We start from the raw sequence: 18,608 nt of genomic DNA, 5'->3' as shown, positions 1-18,608 counted from the left end.
ACACCTCATTTATGTCGCCCCTTTCGGGCCTTGGAGGCCCACTTCCCCCTGAAAGGGGCAGCTTTTAATACCGTTTTATAACATTATATTCTGTATCACGTTGGGCGGGCTGTTTGCCTGCGCCTTTTATCATATCCACCATTTTCTGGATGGACATTTCATACTGGGTGCCGGCGGCCCGCACTACGTTTTCCTCCAGCATGATGCTGCCAAGGTCGTCAGCGCCGAAGCCCAGAGTCAGCTGGCCGATACGCTCGCCCTGGGTTACCCAGGAACCCTGGATGTGTTTGACATTGTCCATGTAGAGACGGGTGACAGCCAGCGTCTTCATATAATCCCAACCGCTGGTCTTTTCGCCGCCCAATTCCGTATTGCCGGGCTGGAAAGTCCAGGTGATGAAGGCCCGGAAGCCGCCGGTCTTGTCCTGCAGTCGACGGATTTTTTCCATATGCTCGATCCTTTGTGCCATGGTCTCGCCAAAACCGATGACCATGGTGGCCGTGCTTTCCATGCCGATGCTATGGGCGCATTCCATGACATGGAGCCAGTCCTCCGTCATGATTTTCTTGGGGCTGACGCGCTTACGCACTTCATCCACGAGGATTTCTGCCCCGCCGCCGGGCAGGCTGTCGAGGCCCGCTTCCTGCAGGCGTTTCAGCGTATCCAGGATGGACAGCCCTGCCTGCTGGGCAAAATACTGGATTTCCGTAGCCGTAAAGGAATGGATGGTGATCTGGGGATATTTGTCCTTGATGCTGCGCAGCATATTTTCGTAATAATCCAGCCCCAGATCCGGGTAAAGCCCCCCCTGGATCATGACCTGTGTGCCGCCTGCCGCCACGGTCTCACCGACTTTGGCCAGTATCTCCTCGTTGGTCAGCAGATAGGCATCCTTGGACTCCTTGCGCCGGAAGAATGCACAGAACCTGCATTCATTCTTGCATACGTTCGTATAGTTGATATTGCGGTCCACGATGAATGTCACCGTATCGTCAAAGAGCTTTCTCCGGGCAGCATCCGCCTGTATGCCCAGCTCGATGGGGTCGCCGCTGGTGAGCAGCTCTATACCCTGTTCTTCACTAAGCCGCATCAATCCTGCACCTCCCGATAGAAAGTATCCCGTTGTACCGGTTCATAGCCCGTTTCCCGGATGAATTTCTCCAAATCCGCACGGGTAATGCCCGTATTAGTCTTAGCGCCGGCCGCATGGATGATCTTTTCCTCGCCGATCGTACCATCCAGGTCATCGGCACCAAAGCCCAGGGCCAGCTGCGCAATGGGCATGGTCAGCATGATCCAGAAAGCCTTGATGTGGTCGAAATTATCGAGGATCAGGCGGGACAGGGCCAGCATCTTCATATCCTCCCAGGAGCCTGCGCGCTTGAGGCCGCGTTCTTCGCCCAGCTCCGTATGCTCAGGATGGAATGGGAACAACATGAAGGCCTGAAAACCATTTGTCTCATCCTGCAAGTCCCGCAGAGTGAATAGGTGCTGCAGACGCTCCTCGATGGTTTCCACATGACCATACATGATGGAAGCATTCGTGCGGATGCCCAGCTTATGGGCAGTGCGCATCACTTCCAGCCATTCCGCTGTCGTGGCCTTTTTCGGGCAGATGATTTCCCGCACCCGGTCAGAGAGGATTTCCGCGCCGCCGCCAGGCAGGCTGTCAAGCCCAGCCTCCTTGAGCTCGGTCAGCACTTCCAGGATGCTCTTGCCGCTGATCTTGGCAAAATTGACGATTTCCACCGGGGTGAAGGCCTTGACATCCGCCTCCGGCAACGCTGCCCGCACCTGCCTGACGATATCCTTATAGTAAGCAAAATCTTTGTCCGGATGCAGAGCGCTGACAATATGGATTTCTGAAAGGTTCTTCAGTTCTTTGGCCCCAGACAGGATCCTGGCCACGTCATCCGTTTCCAGCACAAAGCCCCGCTTGTCCCCCTCCTTTACCTGAAAGGCACATAGCGGGCAGTTGGCACTGCAGATATTGGTGAGATTGATATGGCGGTTCACGGTGTAAAAAACCTTCTTGCCGCTTTTCTGCTCCTTCATACGGCGGGCATATCGGGCCAGGAAGAGCAGGTCATTATCCTGATAGAGCGCCAGAGCATCTGCCAGTGTCAGCCTTTCACCAGCCTCCACCTTTGCCCGCGCCATTTTTGTCTTATCCATACGCCCTCCTCAATCAAATGTCCGCAGGATATTGAAGTTACAGTCACAGGCTGCCGGAATCCGGCCCGCCTCCCGGATGATGCGGATGATATTGTCTTCCGACAAAGCCGTTGGACTCGTCGCGCCCGCATCATGGAGTATCGTCTCCTTGTGCACCGTCCCATCAATATCGTTGGCGCCAAAGCCCAGTGCCACCTGCGCCACAGGCACCGTCAGCATCACCCAGTAAGCCTTGATATTGGTGAAGTTATCCAGCATCAGACGGGAAATGGCCATGGTGCGCAGATCATCCCAAACGGAAGTCTGTTTGACACTCTGCCCCAGTTCCGTGTTCTTGGGCAGGAACGGGAAGCAGATGAAGGTCTGGAAACCACCGGTCTCGTCCTGCAGATCCCGCAGGCGCAGGAGATGATCCACGCGTTCCTCCAGCGTTTCGATATGTCCATAAAGCATGCTGGCATTGGACTTGATGCCCAGCTTATGGGCGGTGCGTGCCACTTCCAGCCATTCATCAGCCGTAGCCTTATTGGGGCACAGTTCGTCCCGCACCCGGTCAGCCAGGATTTCGGCACCGCCGCCTGCAATGGCCTGCAGACCGCCTTCATCCCGCAGGCGGATCAGCACTTCCTCCACAGACAGGCCAGAAATCTGCGCAAAATGCGTGATTTCCACACCCGTGAACCCTTTCATATAGAGCTGCGGATACGTTTCGTGGATGGCTTTGACAATCCCCAGATAATGGTCAAAGCTCCAGGTCGGATGAAGCCCGCTGACCACATGCAGCCCTGCAAGGTTCGGATCGTGCATGGCTTCAGCCACCAAGGCCAGCGCCTGTTCCTTCGTCATTTCATAGGCGCCCTTCTCATTGCAATCCCGGCCAAAAGCACAGAATTTACAATGGGACGTACAGATATTGGTCAGATTCACATGACAATTCACATTATAATAGACGATATCCCCGCATTTACGCTTCCGCACCATGTCGGCCATAGCTCCCAGCCAGGCGATATCGCTGCAATGAAAGAGACGCACCCCATCTTCCCGCGTGAGCCGCTCTCCCCGCTGAATTTTCTCTTCTATATCCCGATATTCTTCCGAAGCTAACATTTCGTCCTCCAACTAATAAATCATATCATATTATTATAACGCCATTGTTCAGATTTTGTCGATAGACAAAATTTCAGCTTAGCGTTTCGACGTCAGTCCTAACGCATTTGTCCGGATCTTGCTGCCAGGCAGGCGCAAGAATTGGGACCACTGCAATTTTTTAATGAAAATTTAATCTTAATCTTCTTGTATTCTAATCTTCGCTTTTTATAATTATCCATGTAGTCAAGATTTAACAACTGAAAGGTTGAAGCAAAGGAGAGATGCAACATGCTTAGCAAAAAAAATGTTAAGATGACTGCTATCGCCCTTGCCGGATTCGTAAGCCTGGGGATTGGCGGGATCATGGCAAGTGCAGCAGAAGCCAGCCCCTTCCATACGGGCCATGATTATGAAGTGCAGGAGCTTGCTAACAAGCACCACAGATATCACCCGAAGAAATATTCCGAAGGTGACCGCAACACTGCTGCTATCGTTGGCGCAGTAGTCGGTGCTGTGATTGCCAAGAATACCTGACGGCTACCACGATAATTCTTCTCTTCCCTAAAAGAAGAATTAACATACATTCGATTCCTGAATTCTCTAATTCTCTAATCTCAAAAAAGGACATGCCCCCACAGCATGTCCTTTTTGCTATGCTTTTCTCTAAAAAAATGCCGAATAAGACAAATGTCTTGGTTTTTTCGCGTCTAAATATGATATAATAGAGTTTAACTCATAATGAGCAAGGAATGAATGTAAGAAGAAGGCAATGTGTATCTAGGAGGAATGAACAGCATGGACATTAAGTACGACGTAGCAATCACGGCCATCGGCAATCTGGCCAGAACCTTTCTGACCAACAACAACAGTGCAATCCTGTTGGATGAAGGTATCCGGCCCAATCTTTCCGATATGGTGCTTGAGCACACTCCCGGCAAGCTGGAAGAAGATATCAAGAAAGGTGACAAGCTGCTGATGGGCGGCATCAAATACACCATCGAAAAAGTTGGTGACGCCGTGAACGACAACCTGCGCGAAGAAGGCCACTGCACGCTGGTATTCAACGCCGAAGGCTCCATGCCCGGCCAGATCATCGTCAAAGGCCCGTCCCTGCCAGTCCTGACTGTAGGGGCACACATTACCATCACGAAAAAATAAAACCCGGCTGTGAGCCCTCCCTTTGGGGAGGGCTTTTTCTTTATGCCTGGCAGGATTATAGGCACTTCAAGGCGAAGATAACTCCTAGCTTGTGTTATCGGATAATTTTGATTTGTATAGCGAATATGGAGGCGGGAGCATGGAGACTTCGCTGCGGACAAAGGCACTTTATGTTCTGCTGTTTTTCTTGCTGCTGGCCTTGCTGCCGGCACGCAGTTTTGCCATGGAAGAATTGAAAGTCGGCTATGTGCCGGGAACGGGCTTCCTCGAAGAAAACCGCCCCGGACATATGCAAGGCAACGGCTATGAATACATGGAATTCCTGTCTGGTTTCTTAGGGGCAAAATTCATCTATGTGCCCTGCATCAACTGGTGGGAAGCCGGCGATAAATTGAATACGGGGGAGATCGACCTGCTGCCCGCCATGCCTGGCAATTACAAGACCTTGCCCTTCGCCCAGCGCACCGACCATGTCATCGCCCGCTTTCCGATGGAACTCGTGGTGCAGGACGATTTTTCCGGCGGGCAGGTAAAGATCGGCACCCTCGACTATAACTATCCGATTCCCAGCCTGCCTCAGATTGCACAGGAGCACGGCTTCCATTATGAACTCGTCACCTTCCATGACCCGGCTGAGATGAAAAAAGAATTTGCCAGCCGCGCCCTTGACGGGTATATACAGCCATTGCTGCACCCCGATAAGGAAGAACGGGTCCTGGCCCTCTTTGACCGCGTAAGCTATCGCCTGCTCCTGAAGCAGGGACGCCCGGAACTGTTCCGCAGAGTCAATGCCGCCATGGATGAACTGCTGCTCAACCAGCCCAATATCCGCAACCGCCTCAATGACAAATATGAGCGATCCAAAGGCTTCCCACTGGTACTTTCTCCGGCAGAGACCGCTTACCTGCAGACAAAACCGACACTGCGCGTGGCCGTATTGATTCAGGAAAAGCCATATTTCTACCAGAACGAGAACGCTGGCTGGTGCGGTGCCACAAAAGCGCTGATGGAACAGCTGGAAAAAGACCTGCATGTGCAGATTGAAATCGTCGAGACGTCCACTCCCGCCGAAATCCAGCGGCTGATCACCCGCGGCACCGTCGATCTGGTAGCGGATGTCCCCAGTGATTTCAGCTGGCTGGATGGACTCGGGCTGATTCCCACCCAATCCTATCTGGATATCGGTTTTGTGCCCATCACCCGCCACGGCGCAGACCTGCCGGAAAAGCCCAGAGTAGCTGCAATCGCCGGCCTGTATGAGACCACCACTTTTGTAAAAGCGCAATACCCCGAAGAACAGATCATCTATTTCCCAAACTGGACGGAATGCTGCCAGGCTGTCAGCAACAATCTGGCTGACATCACCTACCTGCCGCGGGCAGCCGTCCCGTATCTGCTGGAGGCGACCTCCGCCTACAATCTTTCCGCAGGGACTGAGCAGATATTCTCCAGCACGATCAGCATTGGAGTTTCCAAGAATGCCGACTTACGGCTCTGGCAGATCATCAACAAGGAAATCAACCATCTGCCGCCCCGCCTGCTGACCGATGCCCTGACCCACGGCGCCCAAGAGAGCATCCGCTTCAGCCCGCGCTACCTGCTCTACCACTATCCATTGCAGACCGCACTATTGATCATGATGGTCATGGGTACCATCATCGGGTTGTTCTATTACCGCTCCCGCACCTACAACAGGCAATTGGCGAAGATGGAAAAGCTTGCCTGTACCGATGCGCAGCTGCAGATCCCCAATATGCGTTACCTGGAACACAATATCCAAGCCCGGCAGCAATCAAATGACAAAGACCATCCCTCTTACCTGATGGCCCTGTCCATAAGCTGCCCGCAGGAAAACAATCACAGCCGCGCGCAATGGACGGAATCGCTGCAAGCAGCCGCCCGGGACTTGAACAGCAAAGACTGGGTACAGATAACCGTGGCAGGAGCCATCACAGGCGAACTGCTTTGCCTGTGTACGGCAGCCAACAGCCAGCAGATCCTGAACTTTGCCGCCGAATTCATCACGGATTCCGAACAGCCGGGAGACGGACAATGGCAAGCCGGCCTTTGCCCTCTGGCAGGTCAGAACCTCGCCACAACAGCAGAAAAAGCCGCCTTAGCCTGCCAGGCCGCCAAAGCAAAAGGAGCCAAAGCCAAACTATGGGATGCCCAATTGGAAAAATCCCTGTCCCAAGATTAGCATGAATTGAGGAGGATATTTATGAATAAGCTGCCCGTTATTTTAATCGTCGATGACGATGCAATGAATCTGACCATGGCCAAAAGCATTCTGGAAATGAAAGTGCGGGCCGAAATCCTTACCACCGAAAGTGGTTCCGGCTGTCTGGACATTTTGCAAAAAAGACAGGGAGCCATCGACCTGATCCTTTTGGATATCGCCATGCCCGGCATGGATGGCCTGCAAACGCTGGCTACCATTCGGAAAAATCTGCGCTATCAGGACCTGAAGGTGATCTTCCTGACCGCAGCTGCGGATAAAAACACCATCATCAAAGCCAGCCAACTGAAAATAGCGGACTATGTGAAAAAACCCTTTGTTCCGGAAGACCTGATTGCCCGGGTGGAAAAACAGATTTTCCCGCCCATCGAAGATCCGGAAATCAACGACATCTTCAAATCTCTGGATAATTTAGGGTTATAACCACCGAGAAAGGAGCAGGCTATGGGCAAGCATCTTCAGTGGGGCGGCATTCTGGACAGCCTGATCATCCCCATAAGCCACCGGCTGCGCAAAATCTCTTACCTGCGGGCTATCCGCGACACCTTCTGCCTGCTGATGCCTGTAATCATCGTCCTGACACTGCTCCATATGATCGGCTTTCTCCTCTGCAATCCCAATGGTCCCCTGCTGGGAGCCGACGGACTGGGACTGGGCAGCCTGCTCACCGGAGGACTCCACGATCAGGCTTATCGAGAATCAGCCTTTTTTGCCGAGTGCAACCGCCTCAAAAATTATCTGGAGGTCACCAATATCCTGGCGTCCCTGCTTTTTGCTCTGGTGCTGACGCTGAAATTGGCCGCACTGTGGCAAGGGGAAAAAATCCTCGCACTGATCTGCACCGTCTCATCCTATCTGTTTTTGATCACGGCCTTTCCGGGCAACGCCCATGAACTGACGCTCTATTTCAGCGTGCGCGGCTTCTTTCTGGCCTTGCTGATCTCCACCTTCAGCACCCTGCTCTTCAGTTACCTTTCCCGCCTGCCCAGGCTGCAACTGACCGTCATCCCCGGGCTGCCTAAAGAAATGGCTGTCACGCTGAGATTCCTGCTGCCACTGACCTTTACCCTGCTTGCTTCGCTTATGGCCGCCCTCAGCTGGATGTCCATAGAAGAATCCGCCCTCTCACTGCCGGCGGTACTGGCAAACGTCATGGGCGAGAACATCCCCCAAAGCCCTGTAGCGGCTGTTTGCTATGAATTTGTCCGTCGTTTTCTGTGGTGGCTGGGCCTCAACGGCAACAGTCTGACCTGCTTCTGGAACGAGGCCTTCTATATCCCTGCCCAGCTGGCCAACGAACTGAACGGCGGGCATTTCGTCTTTACCGCAGAATTTTTTGATGCTACTTCCGTCTCACTCCTGGGGCTGGCTATTTCCATCTGGGTATTTGCCTCCCAGGAAAAACTACGGAAACTGTCCTCCTACTGTTTTCCCACTCTGCTGGCAGCCATCAATGAGCCCTTCCTTTTCGCGCTGCCCATCGTACTGAATCCGCTGCTTCTCATTCCCTATCTGCTGGCCCCCATGCTCAATGTCTACGTGGGATATCTGGCGATCCACTGGGACATCGTGCCACTCTTCCGCTATACGGTGGAATCCTGTGCCCCGGTGTTCCTGCAGGGCTGGCTGGCTACCGGCGATGTGATGGGAGCCGTATTGCAGCTGGTCTGGCTCAGTCTGGATATTGTCATCTATACACCATTTGTCATCATCTTCAACCTGCTGACACAGGATGATGACTGGCTGGAGGAGGTCAATGCCCATGAAGCTTAACAGCCATGAACGCCTGCGGCGGCGTTTTATCGCCTTTGCCCTGCTGCAGGCAGCCCTCATCTGCCTGGCCATCTTCCTCTCCATCAACTACTTCGGTTCGGCCATCTGGGAGCGCAGAGATGCCATCGGCCTGATCCTGGCCAGTTCCCGGGAAGCGCCCGGCTGGCCCCGGGATATGGCACAGGGACTGCAGCGAACCTGTGATGAACACGGGTATAATCTCTATATAGAAGACGGGGTAAAAAGCGATGATAGCAGTCTGGACCAGATTACGGAAAAACTGGTCAAAAAGGGCGTCAAAAAAATATTTCTGGCTAATCCCGGCTATCAGCAGAACTTAGAAATGATTGCCCGGAAATATCCGCAGGTGGATTTCTATGCCAATTCCGTAGGGGAAACCGTCTCCAACCGCATGTATAACTATTCCGTACGCTACTATGAAGTCCGCTATCTGGCAGGCATCCTGGCAGGCATCCATTCCCAAACGGGTATTGTCGGCTATATGGCCCCTTTCCCCGCACTGGAAACCCGCCGTGATCTGAACGCCTTTGCCTTGGGCGTACAGAAAGTACGCCCCGATGCCCGCATCCTGGTACAATGGACCGGCCAGTGGATTTCCACCGACAAGGAAAACAAAGCCCTCTACCTCCTCAAACATGCAGGTGCCGATGTGATAACCTATTTTGCCGCCTCCCAGCATCCCGCGCAGGAAGCAGCCGCGCTGGGCCTGGACTATATTGACTTCCACGGCAGCGGGAGGACTCTGCCGCCCCATTGTCTCGGCGCCATTGAAACCGACTGGCAGGCAGTCTATGGGAAACTGCTCCATACCAGTGTCAAGAGATCCGCCTCCCGGGTATACTGGCAGGGCATACTGGATCAAGTCATCACACTGCGCCTTTCGCCGGATCTGACACCGCAGGAGGAAGCCTTGGTTCTGCGGGCCCGTCAGGAACTGTTGATGGGCTATCCTGTCTTTTCCGGAAAGATCTATGACAAAGACGGCAACATCCGCTGTCAGGAAGGAACCGTCATTGCCAATAACAGCCTGCGGGAAAAAATGGACTGGCTGGTGAAGGGAGTGGAAATCATTGAAGCAAGATAATACCATAAATGCGGACAAGCGGATGCTGGATTTCACCCTGCACCTCTTAGGGAGGTTTCTCATCTTCTTCGCCATACTCCTGGTGATTGGCCTCGCCCTGCAGAGCAAGATGAATGACTCCCTGAACCGCGAGGTGGAAAAATTCAGCACCCATCAGGGAGATATGCTCTCCATTGTCTACCACAATCTCCTGCAAGCGGAAATAGCCGGCATGACCAAAACGGCCAGCCTGATCACCGCGGGAAAACTCACCCCTGCCGATGGAGTCATGGCAATGGACGGCCAGGGTGTACAGGGCGGCCTTCTGGACATCAACGGGCAAAGCATCCTGGGTGTCTCCCTGCCCGGAGAAGCCCGCCTGCAATGCGCCCGCACCCTGCAGGGAGAACCCTGCTGGCGTTATTACAAAGGCTTGGGCCTGGTGGGCATGGTGCCGGTTTACGAAGGACAGAATATCCGCTATATCCTCTGCAAGCTGCATACCAGCAGCGGCCTGCAGGACAGCAGCTCCCCCTTCCACTTCAGCGCCCAGCGGCATGATGAAAAAGCCCTGCTCTATGACAAAGATACCCAGCAGGTGATGGTGCCCTTCGAAAACTATCCACAAAGTGATTTTTACGAACCTGCGCAAGATGCGCCCTTAGGGGTGGACAAACTGCTGGACAAACTGGAAAACAGCGATGAAGCCGCTATCTTTGACCCGGAAATCAGCAACGGCTACGTAATCTATGCAGCCCCTATCCCCGATACAAATTTTGTCGCCATCGGCTATCGGGAGTGGCGCACCGTTGTCACAGGCATTACCAACATCCATCTGATCGTCCTCTGGGTCTTCGGCCTTTTGGTCGTACTCTTCTGCGTTTTCATCCTCTACGCCTTCACCAATCAGGTGGCAGCTGAGGAGAGCACCGCCCTGCGTGAAGCCCGGGACGAGGCCTTGCGGGCCAATCAGGCCAAGAGCGAATTCCTTGCCAACATGAGTCATGAGATCCGCACCCCTCTCAACGCCATATTGGGCATGAATGAGATGATCATGCGGGAATCCTCGGGTAAGCTCAAAAAATACGCCTTCAATGTCAAAAGTGCCGGTGAGACCCTGCTGTCCATCATCAACGATATTCTCGACTTTTCCAAGATTGAAGCGGGCAATATGGAGATCGTGCCTGTCCGTTACAGTCTCAGCTCGGTTCTTAACGATGTCTACAACATGGTCAGCTACAAGGCCGGACAGAAGGGCCTGGCCTTCCACATGGAGGTTGACCCCAATATCCCCGATGCGCTCTATGGAGATGAAGTCCGCCTGCGGCAAGTCGTGGTCAACATCCTCAACAATGCGGTCAAGTATACCCCCAAAGGCTCCGTTACCTTCACCGTAAATGGACACGGGGATATGCAAAGCGATGTGCTGGAGCTGGAATTCATCACCCAAGATACGGGCATCGGCATCCGGGAAGAAGATAAAGAAAAACTCTTCTCCAAGTTCCAGCGGCTGGATCTGGAAAAGAACCGCAATATCGAAGGCACAGGCCTGGGTCTGGCCATCACCGTACGCCTGACCGAAATGATGGCGGGTACGATTGCCGTGGACAGCGTATATGGCCAAGGCAGCACCTTCACCATCCGCCTGCCCCAGACCATCGAAAAAAATGACCCCATTGGCGATTTCAACGCCCGTGTCGAAGCGGCCCTGCAGGAAGAGGAAAACTATCGCGAAAGCTTCACCGCCCCCCAGGCGCATATCCTCGTGGTGGACGATAACGATATGAACCTCACGGTAGTAGAAAGTCTGCTGGAAAAGACCCGCATCAACATCCATACCGCCCATAGCGGCAAAGAATGCCTGCGGCTGATCCAAAACAATCATTATGATATCATCTTCCTTGACCATATGATGCCGGAAATGGACGGGCTCGAGACCCTTTCCCGGGCCAAAGCCCTCACCACCAGCCAATGCCAGGCGTCTCCGTTCATCGCCCTGACTGCCAACGCTGTGGCAGGCGTCAAGGAAATGTTCCTGGCCAAAGGCTTCCATGATTACCTGTCCAAACCTGTAGACGGCAAGACGCTGGAACGCATGGTGCAAAAATATCTGCCACCGGAAAAGATTAACGCTCCAGCAGCGGCAGAGAAAGATGCCACTGCTCCCCCGCTCCCGGATGCCTCACCAGAACCAGCAGCATACCAGATTGACCTGCCGACGGCCCTGAAATACTGCGGTGGCAACACAGAGCTGCAGAAAAAGTTCCTGGCCATGTTCGTGTCCCGCCGGGAAGCCGTTGTCAATCAGCTGGAAAACGACCTGCAAACCGGCAATATTGCCAACTACACCACCCATGTCCACGCCTTGAAATCCACGTCCCTCTCCATTGGCGGCATACACTTATCCGAATGCGCCAAAGCCTTGGAAATGGCTGGCCACGCATACTGTGACGGCCCAGCGGAAGAGCAGGGACAACAGCTGCAATACATCCGGGAGCATCACCCCGAAGCCATCAGCCTATACCAAGCACTGGCTGACGAAGCACAAAAGCGCTTTGGCATCGAGTAAAAAAAACTATTGACAGGTCATGAAATTTAGAGTATAGTTTCACTCTGTCATTGTAAAAGAAAGGAAAGATGAAAGGAAAAAATGTTGGAAAGAGAATTGATTATCAAGGCACTGGTTTGGAAGTATATGATCAGCGACAGCGCGGCTAGACGTATGTATGACGAAACGGCCAGCAACGGCAGGGAAAATCTGAAAAAATTGGCTGAAAGCTATAAAGCTGCTGCCAGAATGTCGTTCTTCATTTGAAAAAGCAAAAATATTGACATAACATAAAAAGAGGCTGTGAAAAAAGTCAGCCTCCCCCGTTATAGGAGGAGGCTGAAGATTTTTTCACAGCTTCTTTGGGTTAGAACATATATGCCAGGGACACGCCGCCGCTGACGCCGCGTTTCTTGCCGGCAAAGCCTGTCAGGTTGATGTCCAGCCCCCAGCGGCTGGTATCCGTGGGCAGGAGCTTGGCGCCGATTTCGCCGAAGACGCTGCCACCGCCGATATCAGCACTGCGAATCGCAGCACCATCCACCCGGCCGGAGGCCTCGCCACCGAATTCGTATTCGTAGGCCAGACCGCCATAGAAGTTCCAATGTTCCCGTTTCAGGGTGTAGCGGCCGCCCAGACGCAGCACCTTGCTGCTTACGGCATCCAGATCGTAGTGGTTTCCCGCTGCATCGAAGGCCACACCCTGACGGCGGTTAAAGAAATACTTGCCGTAGACATCCAGACTGCTGTCCGTGCCCAAAGCGATTTCCTTGCCCACACCAAGATGCATCCCCCAATAGCCGGCGCTGGTCTTGTAGCTGTAAGGGTTGCCTGCTGCATCCCGCATGACGTTTTTGGCATCATCCTTGACACTGCCGCCCCGGACGCTGCCTTCCACATACAGGCCAGCAGGTGCCTGCCATTTGGTCAGCAAGCCGCCGCCCGTGTAGTGCATGGAGCCGTCGCCCCGCTCCGCGCCGTTATGGGTAGCATAATTGCCGGTGCCATACTCGAAGAAGGCGCCGTATTCCATGGTACCGCTGTCTTTCTCATTCTTGTGCCCTGCTGCCAGAATGGCATTCCAGGTATGGGCGTCCACATGGCTGCCCGTTTCCTGACGGCTGGTGCCGCCGCCCATTTTGGCATAGACCGCCACGCCATCGCTGCCGGTGTTAGCAGCCAGACCAAGTCCATCCGTGGCAGCACCCACAAAGTCATTGCCTGCGGACAGGGCGGCGAGAGCAGCCGCGGCTCCCATCACCGTATTGTGCGCCGCTTCCGTAGCCCCTGTACGGGTTTCCGTGGTGAAAACCAGGTCATTGCCCACCAGGGATGCCTTGCCCTTGCCCTTGAGACCGGAGCCCACCTGATACTCGTCACCGGTGATGGTTCCCACCGTGGATCCAAAGCCGGAAACAAGAATCGTGGATTTCTCCGCTTCCTGTGCTTCCAGATTGGTGAACTTGATATTGGCCGTATTGACATTGGCCCCTTCAAAGCTGACATTAGACAACGTGGTGCTGTGATCCAGGATTGCCCCGGAATCCTTCCATTCCACATCGCCAAAGGTCAGGCCTGTGGCGGTATTGGCGGCCACCGTGTAGGTGATGCTGTTGCCGCTCTGGGCAAGGCTGCCGCCGATGGTACCATCCAGCGTTATGCCGCTGGCGGCTGCCAAAGCAGCATTGGTATAGCTGCTTTCCTGCAAGCTCTGGGGCATAACGAATTCCGGCAGGGTTTCATTCGCCGTCAGCAGGGTCATGGTATCGCCTGCGGCAGCATTCAGCGGGCTGTCAAAGCTGACAGCCAAATTGCTGCTATCCAGCTTGGCACCCGCGTAATCATAGCTGGCACCACTTCTGGTAAGCACGGTGCTGCCTCCGGCAAAGGCAGTCTGCCCCAAGGCAATGGTATTGACCGTTCTCTTTTCCGCTACATACTCAAGGGCGGCTTTATCCTCCGTGACCCGCACACCGCCAGTCTTCGTCCCCATAAGGGTCGTGCTGCCGGTCTTGCCATCGCCCTGCTCGCTTTCGCTGAATGCGGCGGCACTGGTATAGGCATTTGCCCCGCTGACCACCGCATTGGTGAAGTCCATGGTATCGTTCTTGGTCAGGATATTCGCATTTGCCTGGGGCAGATTGCTCATGTTGTCGGTATTGACCGCAATGGTATCCGCAGCCTTCCAGCCAGCAGTCACAGCGCTGGCATCCGTACCATTCCAGTTGGCCAGATTCACCGTCCCCAGCTGTGCCGTTTCCGCATAGTAGGTCAGCACCTTGCCATCGTCGCTCTTCTTGACGCCGCCGTATTTCGTCCCGGCCAGATTGACGCCATTGGCCACATCCGTAGAAAAAGCGCCGGAAGTATAGGCCCGCTCGCCGGTGACTTCCCCGAAGAAGTTGTCCGTGGAAGCCGTCAAAATCACCTGCTCCGAGGCTGCCGGGATGGCAAAACTGCCGGTATTCACGGCAATATTGCTGCCTGTAACCCCCGTCACGGCAGCCGCCGTGCCGTCCCAATTGGCCAGACTGATGACCGCAGAGCCTGCGGCAACGGTATAGATAACATTCTTGGCACTGTTGGCAGTATCCAACGATACGGTATGGTTTGTAGTGCTGCTATAGACGGTTCCATTGCCAAAATCAGTATTGCCATTATTCACGGTTTTCACAATCTGACTGGGGTTATCTGCCGTCAGCTGAGCCGTCTTGCCATCGTAATATCGCAGGGACAGTGAGGCGAAATCATTCGCCGTCCCCGAGGCCAGAAGCGTCATGCTGCCAGCATCAGCAGCCGCCTGAAGATTTACCGCCTGGGATATATCCAGTGCACCAATATTGGTGAATTTATTTGCCGTAAGAACGGTACTGCCCGGATTCCAGGCCGTATCGGCAGCCAGTACGATGGTCTCAAAATTACCTACTGTGCCGGCAACGGTATTCACACCGGAAATATTCAGCAGATTGCCTGTATAGGTGCTGCCACTGCCGCCATAAACGCTGCCACCCACGGTGGCATTCTTCAAGGTAATTACATTTCCCGTAGTAGCCCCATTGCTGCCGCTGTAGCCACCATAAACATTGCCTGTAACAGTAGTGCCCGTAATGGTAACCTGATTCCCCTTAGCATCACCACCCAGGCTATAACCTCCGTAGGCGTTCCCATTCACTTTCGCCGTGATGGCCAGCGTGTTCGCATCAGAACTGCTCGTCCCTACCATCGCGCGCCCGCCGTATACATCGCCCGTGACTTCTGCATCCACCGTCGAGGAATTGCTGCCCTGCTTATAGATTTCCGCATTGATGGTATTACTGTCAGCAGTGAAGCGATAATTATAGCTGCCGGCGGCCACCCAGTTCTCCGATTCCGCAGACATGCCCGAAATACCATTCGCATTCTTCAATACGGGATAGATCAAGCCAGTGGCGCCGATGACAGGGGAAGCCAGCTCTCCTGTCTTGGTGAACGCAGCACCACCGAGAAGTGTCTCGCCCATGGTCAGCGTGAGCATGGGCGTAGCCGAAAGCTGGGAAAAGTCGACCACGATATTCTGGAAATTGTGGATGTTATAAGCCGAAACACCCTGAGAAGCCAATTTCAGCGTATTATTCCCACCTGCACCTGTCGTAGAAATACTGCCCGCGCTATAGATAGCACTGCCATAAATCCTTGCCGAAGACAGATCAAGGGTTGATGCCGTACCGGAAATCTCCACGGTATTGCCCGAAGCCGTAGAAGCAGCAATAGAGCCGGAAGCGGCATTGGCCACACCGCCCATGACATAACCGGAAATTGTGCCGCCCACCAGCAGCACCGTGTTGCCCGTGGCGCTGGCACCATTATACGCTGCACCACCAACTATGGCGCCGGGAATGTACGAACCGGTGTAGGAATTGCTGCCACCTGTAAACGTGCCGCCAGCAACCTTGGCGGTGTTATTCGTAACGGTCGCACCGCTCCCCATGGCTGCACCACCAACTACGCCGCCGGTGAGGGTGCCGCCGAAAAGCGCAGCATCATTTCCCTGTACGGTCGTGCTGTCACCAGTTGCAAAACCGCCCACCAGTGCTGTGGGCGAAGAAGCGCCTACCGTACCACCAGTGATGAATGCCGCGTTCTCACTGACCGTATTGCCTGTTCCTTCTTGGGCATAGCCACCGGCAATGGCATTGCTCTCCACCTTGCCAGCGGAAATCATCACGCCGTTGCCCTTGGCATCGCCACCATAACTCAACCCGCCCACCAGTCCGGATAAAGTGGTGGTGTAGTGGGAAACATTGACGGTACCGCCAGCGATATTGACCTTATTGTTGTTCGTATTTTGCCCTAAACCACCTATTATCCCCTGGGTAACGGTCACGGAAGTATCACCTTGCAGCGTAAGCACATTATTGCTGACAGTACTATTGCTGCTCCAGCCCCCGGTGATAAATGCAATATTGCTGCCGCTGCTCTTCACGCCATCCAGCGTCAGGGAATAGCCATCTACATCTGCCGCCGTGGAATAACCGCCCCCCATAACATACCAACCGTCCCAGGTACCCCCCGTGATGGTCAGGGAAGTTACCCCCGTCGTATTCGCCACCGGGTTCAGCGTCGCGCCATCCGGTGCAATCGCAGTTATCGTAACCTTGTTATCGGCATCTTTTAAAATCACGACATTTTTCTGCGCCCCTGTCCCTGATGAACTCGATGAACTCGATGAACCCGATGCACCCGATGTCTCTGCCGCCAGCGCCAGGGAACCGCCCGACAGATAAATGGCTACCGCCAAAGCCAGGGCCGCACTGACTTTCCTCTGGTCACCGGAGCGCGTACCCCCCCTAAAAACCTTTGTGCTCATAAAACAGACTCCTTTCTTCCCTAAATCCTGAAAAACACTTTATCTTCCAGTCATATAGCTGACCATTGTTATGGAAAAATTCTACAGACAAGCATCTATTTCCTGCTTGCCAGAAAAAATAACACAATTAAATTCAATAACCTTCAATAACCTTCAATAAAAAAATGCGAAACAACGTTACAGCTGTTTCGCATTTTTTATTATTCCATCTGAATCACTGTATCAAATGCCTGTCAAGACAATTGCCACGCCTGCTATTACATGATAAAGTTGTACCAGATCAACAAGCAATGATTTATATCATAACAACTATGGAGAAAGAGGGAAACGATAATGACAAAACAAGAGCTTTTTGATAAATTCGTTGACTTCATGGGACGCTTTGCTGAAATCCGGGCAGTAGCGGCTCTGCGCGACGGCTTTATCATGACCACGCCTTTCACAGTCGTAGGTTCCGTATTCCTGCTGCTGGCCAACCTGCCCATCCCGGGCTATCCGGAATTCATGGCCAGCCTCTTCGGTGCTGACTGGACAGCTCCCCTGAACGCCGTAGCCGGCGGCACCTTCAGTGTACTGGCTTTGATTGTCGTATTAGCCGTCACCTATAAATACGTGGAATCCGAAGGCTGCGATGCCATCATGGCCTCCATCCTCTCCCTGTCCACCTTCCTGATCCTGCTGCCTCCCACCATTGTCAGCAAAGGCGGCGAAACCGTAGCAGACATCATCCCCAAGGCCTGGGCAGGCAGCAATGGCGTGATCACCGCCATCCTCGTAAGCTTTGTGGCTTCCTGGGTATTCTGCTACTGCGAGAAGAACCATATCGGCATCAAGATGCCGGATGCCGTTCCCGGCGGTGTGGCCAAGGCTTTCGAAGCCCTGACCCCGGGCATGGTGCTCTTCACGGGCGCTTCCATCCTCTATGGTCTCTGCCATTACGCCGGTGCCACGACGCTGCCGGAACTCATCTTCAAGATCATCCAGACGCCGTTGCAGGGCCTTTCCGACACCTTGGTCGGCGGAGCGGTCATCGAAGCTTTGGAAAGCGTCCTGTTCTGGGCCGGCATCCACGGGCCGAACGTAGTCGGCGGCGTGGTCAGCCCCATTCTCATTGCCAACTCGCTCGATAACCAGCACCTGCTGGACATGGGCATGCAGCTGGCAGGAAACCCCGAGGCCAAGATCATCACCTGTCAGGTTGACTTCATGGTCAAGACTGGCGGCTGCGGCCTGACCTTCGGCCTGCTGATTGCCAGCTGGCTGTCCGCAAAATCCTCTCAGCTCAAATCCCTGACCAAACTGGCCACCGTGCCCGGTTTCTTCAATATCAACGAACCCATCATCTTCGGTCTGCCCATCGTATTCAACCCGTACCTTTTGATTCCCTTCGTGCTGGTGCCGCTGATTGCTTTGGTCATGACTTACGCATCTATCGTAGTCGGCTTTATGGCGCCCTTCAGCGCTGTACAGGTACCCTGGACAGCACCGCCGATTATCGCCGGGTTCCTCCTGAATGGCTGGCAGGGCGCTGTGGTACAATTAGCGACTATCATCATGTCCACCATTGTCTACTATCCCTTCGTCCGCATGCAGGACAAAGCCATGCTCAAAGAAGAACAGGCTGCCGATACGGAAAACAACAATAATGATGCCGAAGAAGATGGCATCCCGCAGGCTCAGGCCTGACCGGCAAAAG

13 protein-coding genes are annotated in these 18,608 nt (G+C 53.9%); 9 read left to right on the top strand and 4 right to left on the bottom strand.

Going from position 1 to position 18,608, the window contains the following annotated elements; translation table 11 throughout:
• Positions 1-64 precede the first annotated feature (64 nt).
• Genes mqnC through mqnE (BUB68_RS02710) form a run of 3 tightly spaced genes read right to left on the bottom strand, consistent with a single transcriptional unit; the run spans position 65 to position 3,282 of the window.
• Positions 65-1,090, bottom strand: coding sequence for a cyclic dehypoxanthinyl futalosine synthase (mqnC, locus tag BUB68_RS02720; RefSeq protein ID WP_073088266.1), 1,026 nt, complete (start codon positions 1,088-1,090; stop codon positions 65-67).
• Complete coding sequence (mqnE, locus tag BUB68_RS02715; protein WP_073088265.1) at positions 1,090-2,175, bottom strand: aminofutalosine synthase MqnE; 1,086 nt, start codon at positions 2,173-2,175, stop codon at positions 1,090-1,092. Before mqnE (BUB68_RS02715) ends, mqnC begins: the two co-directional genes overlap by 1 nt.
• Positions 2,176-2,184: 9 nt before the next feature.
• On the bottom strand, positions 2,185-3,282 hold the full coding sequence (gene mqnE / locus BUB68_RS02710) for an aminofutalosine synthase MqnE (protein ID WP_073088264.1): 1,098 nt from the start codon (positions 3,280-3,282) through the stop codon (positions 2,185-2,187).
• A gap of 270 nt (positions 3,283-3,552) precedes the next feature.
• Here mqnE (BUB68_RS02710) and BUB68_RS02705 point away from each other — a divergent pair, with 270 nt between their 5' ends.
• The 8 genes from BUB68_RS02705 (at position 3,553) to BUB68_RS15190 (ending at position 12,333) form a co-directional block, all read left to right on the top strand.
• Entirely contained in the window at positions 3,553-3,798 is a 246-nt protein-coding gene (locus BUB68_RS02705) for a hypothetical protein (protein WP_073088263.1), read from the top strand.
• A gap of 261 nt (positions 3,799-4,059) precedes the next feature.
• Positions 4,060-4,422, top strand: a complete 363-nt coding sequence (locus tag BUB68_RS02700) for a PTS glucitol/sorbitol transporter subunit IIA (RefSeq protein ID WP_081371826.1) — start codon at positions 4,060-4,062, stop codon at positions 4,420-4,422.
• Between the two features lie 139 nt (positions 4,423-4,561).
• The gene (locus BUB68_RS02695; RefSeq protein ID WP_073088262.1) at positions 4,562-6,622 is read left to right on the top strand and encodes a type 2 periplasmic-binding domain-containing protein; all 2,061 of its coding nucleotides are present in this window, start codon (positions 4,562-4,564) and stop codon (positions 6,620-6,622) included.
• A gap of 21 nt (positions 6,623-6,643) precedes the next feature.
• Positions 6,644-7,084, top strand: coding sequence for a response regulator (locus tag BUB68_RS02690; RefSeq protein WP_073088261.1), 441 nt, complete (start codon positions 6,644-6,646; stop codon positions 7,082-7,084).
• Positions 7,085-7,105: 21 nt separating this feature from the next.
• Positions 7,106-8,434 (top strand): PTS transporter subunit EIIC, encoded by a 1,329-nt coding sequence (locus BUB68_RS02685; protein WP_073088260.1) that lies wholly within the window; start codon positions 7,106-7,108, stop codon positions 8,432-8,434.
• Positions 8,424-9,539 (top strand): BMP family ABC transporter substrate-binding protein, encoded by a 1,116-nt coding sequence (locus tag BUB68_RS02680; RefSeq protein ID WP_073088259.1) that lies wholly within the window; start codon positions 8,424-8,426, stop codon positions 9,537-9,539. The genes BUB68_RS02685 and BUB68_RS02680 overlap by 11 nt, the downstream gene beginning before the upstream one ends.
• Positions 9,526-12,087, top strand: coding sequence for an ATP-binding protein (locus BUB68_RS02675; RefSeq protein WP_073088258.1), 2,562 nt, complete (start codon positions 9,526-9,528; stop codon positions 12,085-12,087). The genes BUB68_RS02680 and BUB68_RS02675 overlap by 14 nt, the downstream gene beginning before the upstream one ends.
• 81 nt (positions 12,088-12,168) lie before the next feature.
• On the top strand, positions 12,169-12,333 hold the full coding sequence (locus BUB68_RS15190; protein ID WP_178139452.1) for a hypothetical protein: 165 nt from the start codon (positions 12,169-12,171) through the stop codon (positions 12,331-12,333).
• Positions 12,334-12,433: 100 nt separating this feature from the next.
• Here the strand turns inward: BUB68_RS15190 and BUB68_RS02670 are convergent, their stop codons facing one another.
• Positions 12,434-16,912: an autotransporter outer membrane beta-barrel domain-containing protein gene (locus BUB68_RS02670; RefSeq protein WP_073088257.1), complete on the bottom strand. Its 4,479-nt coding sequence runs from the start codon at positions 16,910-16,912 to the stop codon at positions 12,434-12,436.
• Positions 16,913-17,245: 333 nt separating this feature from the next.
• Here BUB68_RS02670 and BUB68_RS02665 point away from each other — a divergent pair, with 333 nt between their 5' ends.
• Complete coding sequence (locus BUB68_RS02665) at positions 17,246-18,598, top strand: PTS sugar transporter subunit IIC (protein WP_073088256.1); 1,353 nt, start codon at positions 17,246-17,248, stop codon at positions 18,596-18,598.
• Positions 18,599-18,608 lie beyond the last annotated feature (10 nt).

The sequence above is a fragment of the Pseudoselenomonas ruminantium genome (assembly GCF_900142515.1).
GTDB lineage: Bacteria > Bacillota > Negativicutes > Selenomonadales > Selenomonadaceae > Selenomonas_A > Selenomonas_A ruminantium_D.
This window is presented reverse-complemented; position numbering and strand designations above follow the sequence as displayed.

Coding starts and splice junctions, on each gene's coding strand:
- mqnC (WP_073088266.1), bottom strand. CDS start 1,090: ATGCGGCTTAGTGAAGAACAGGGTATAGAGCTGCTCACCAGCGGCGAC.
- mqnE (WP_073088265.1), bottom strand. CDS start 2,175: ATGGATAAGACAAAAATGGCGCGGGCAAAGGTGGAGGCTGGTGAAAGG.
- mqnE (WP_073088264.1), bottom strand. CDS start 3,282: ATGTTAGCTTCGGAAGAATATCGGGATATAGAAGAGAAAATTCAGCGG.
- BUB68_RS02705 (WP_073088263.1), top strand. CDS start 3,553: ATGCTTAGCAAAAAAAATGTTAAGATGACTGCTATCGCCCTTGCCGGA.
- BUB68_RS02700 (WP_081371826.1), top strand. CDS start 4,060: ATGGACATTAAGTACGACGTAGCAATCACGGCCATCGGCAATCTGGCC.
- BUB68_RS02695 (WP_073088262.1), top strand. CDS start 4,562: ATGGAGACTTCGCTGCGGACAAAGGCACTTTATGTTCTGCTGTTTTTC.
- BUB68_RS02690 (WP_073088261.1), top strand. CDS start 6,644: ATGAATAAGCTGCCCGTTATTTTAATCGTCGATGACGATGCAATGAAT.
- BUB68_RS02685 (WP_073088260.1), top strand. CDS start 7,106: ATGGGCAAGCATCTTCAGTGGGGCGGCATTCTGGACAGCCTGATCATC.
- BUB68_RS02680 (WP_073088259.1), top strand. CDS start 8,424: ATGAAGCTTAACAGCCATGAACGCCTGCGGCGGCGTTTTATCGCCTTT.
- BUB68_RS15190 (WP_178139452.1), top strand. CDS start 12,169: ATGTTGGAAAGAGAATTGATTATCAAGGCACTGGTTTGGAAGTATATG.
- BUB68_RS02670 (WP_073088257.1), bottom strand. CDS start 16,912: ATGAGCACAAAGGTTTTTAGGGGGGGTACGCGCTCCGGTGACCAGAGG.
- BUB68_RS02665 (WP_073088256.1), top strand. CDS start 17,246: ATGACAAAACAAGAGCTTTTTGATAAATTCGTTGACTTCATGGGACGC.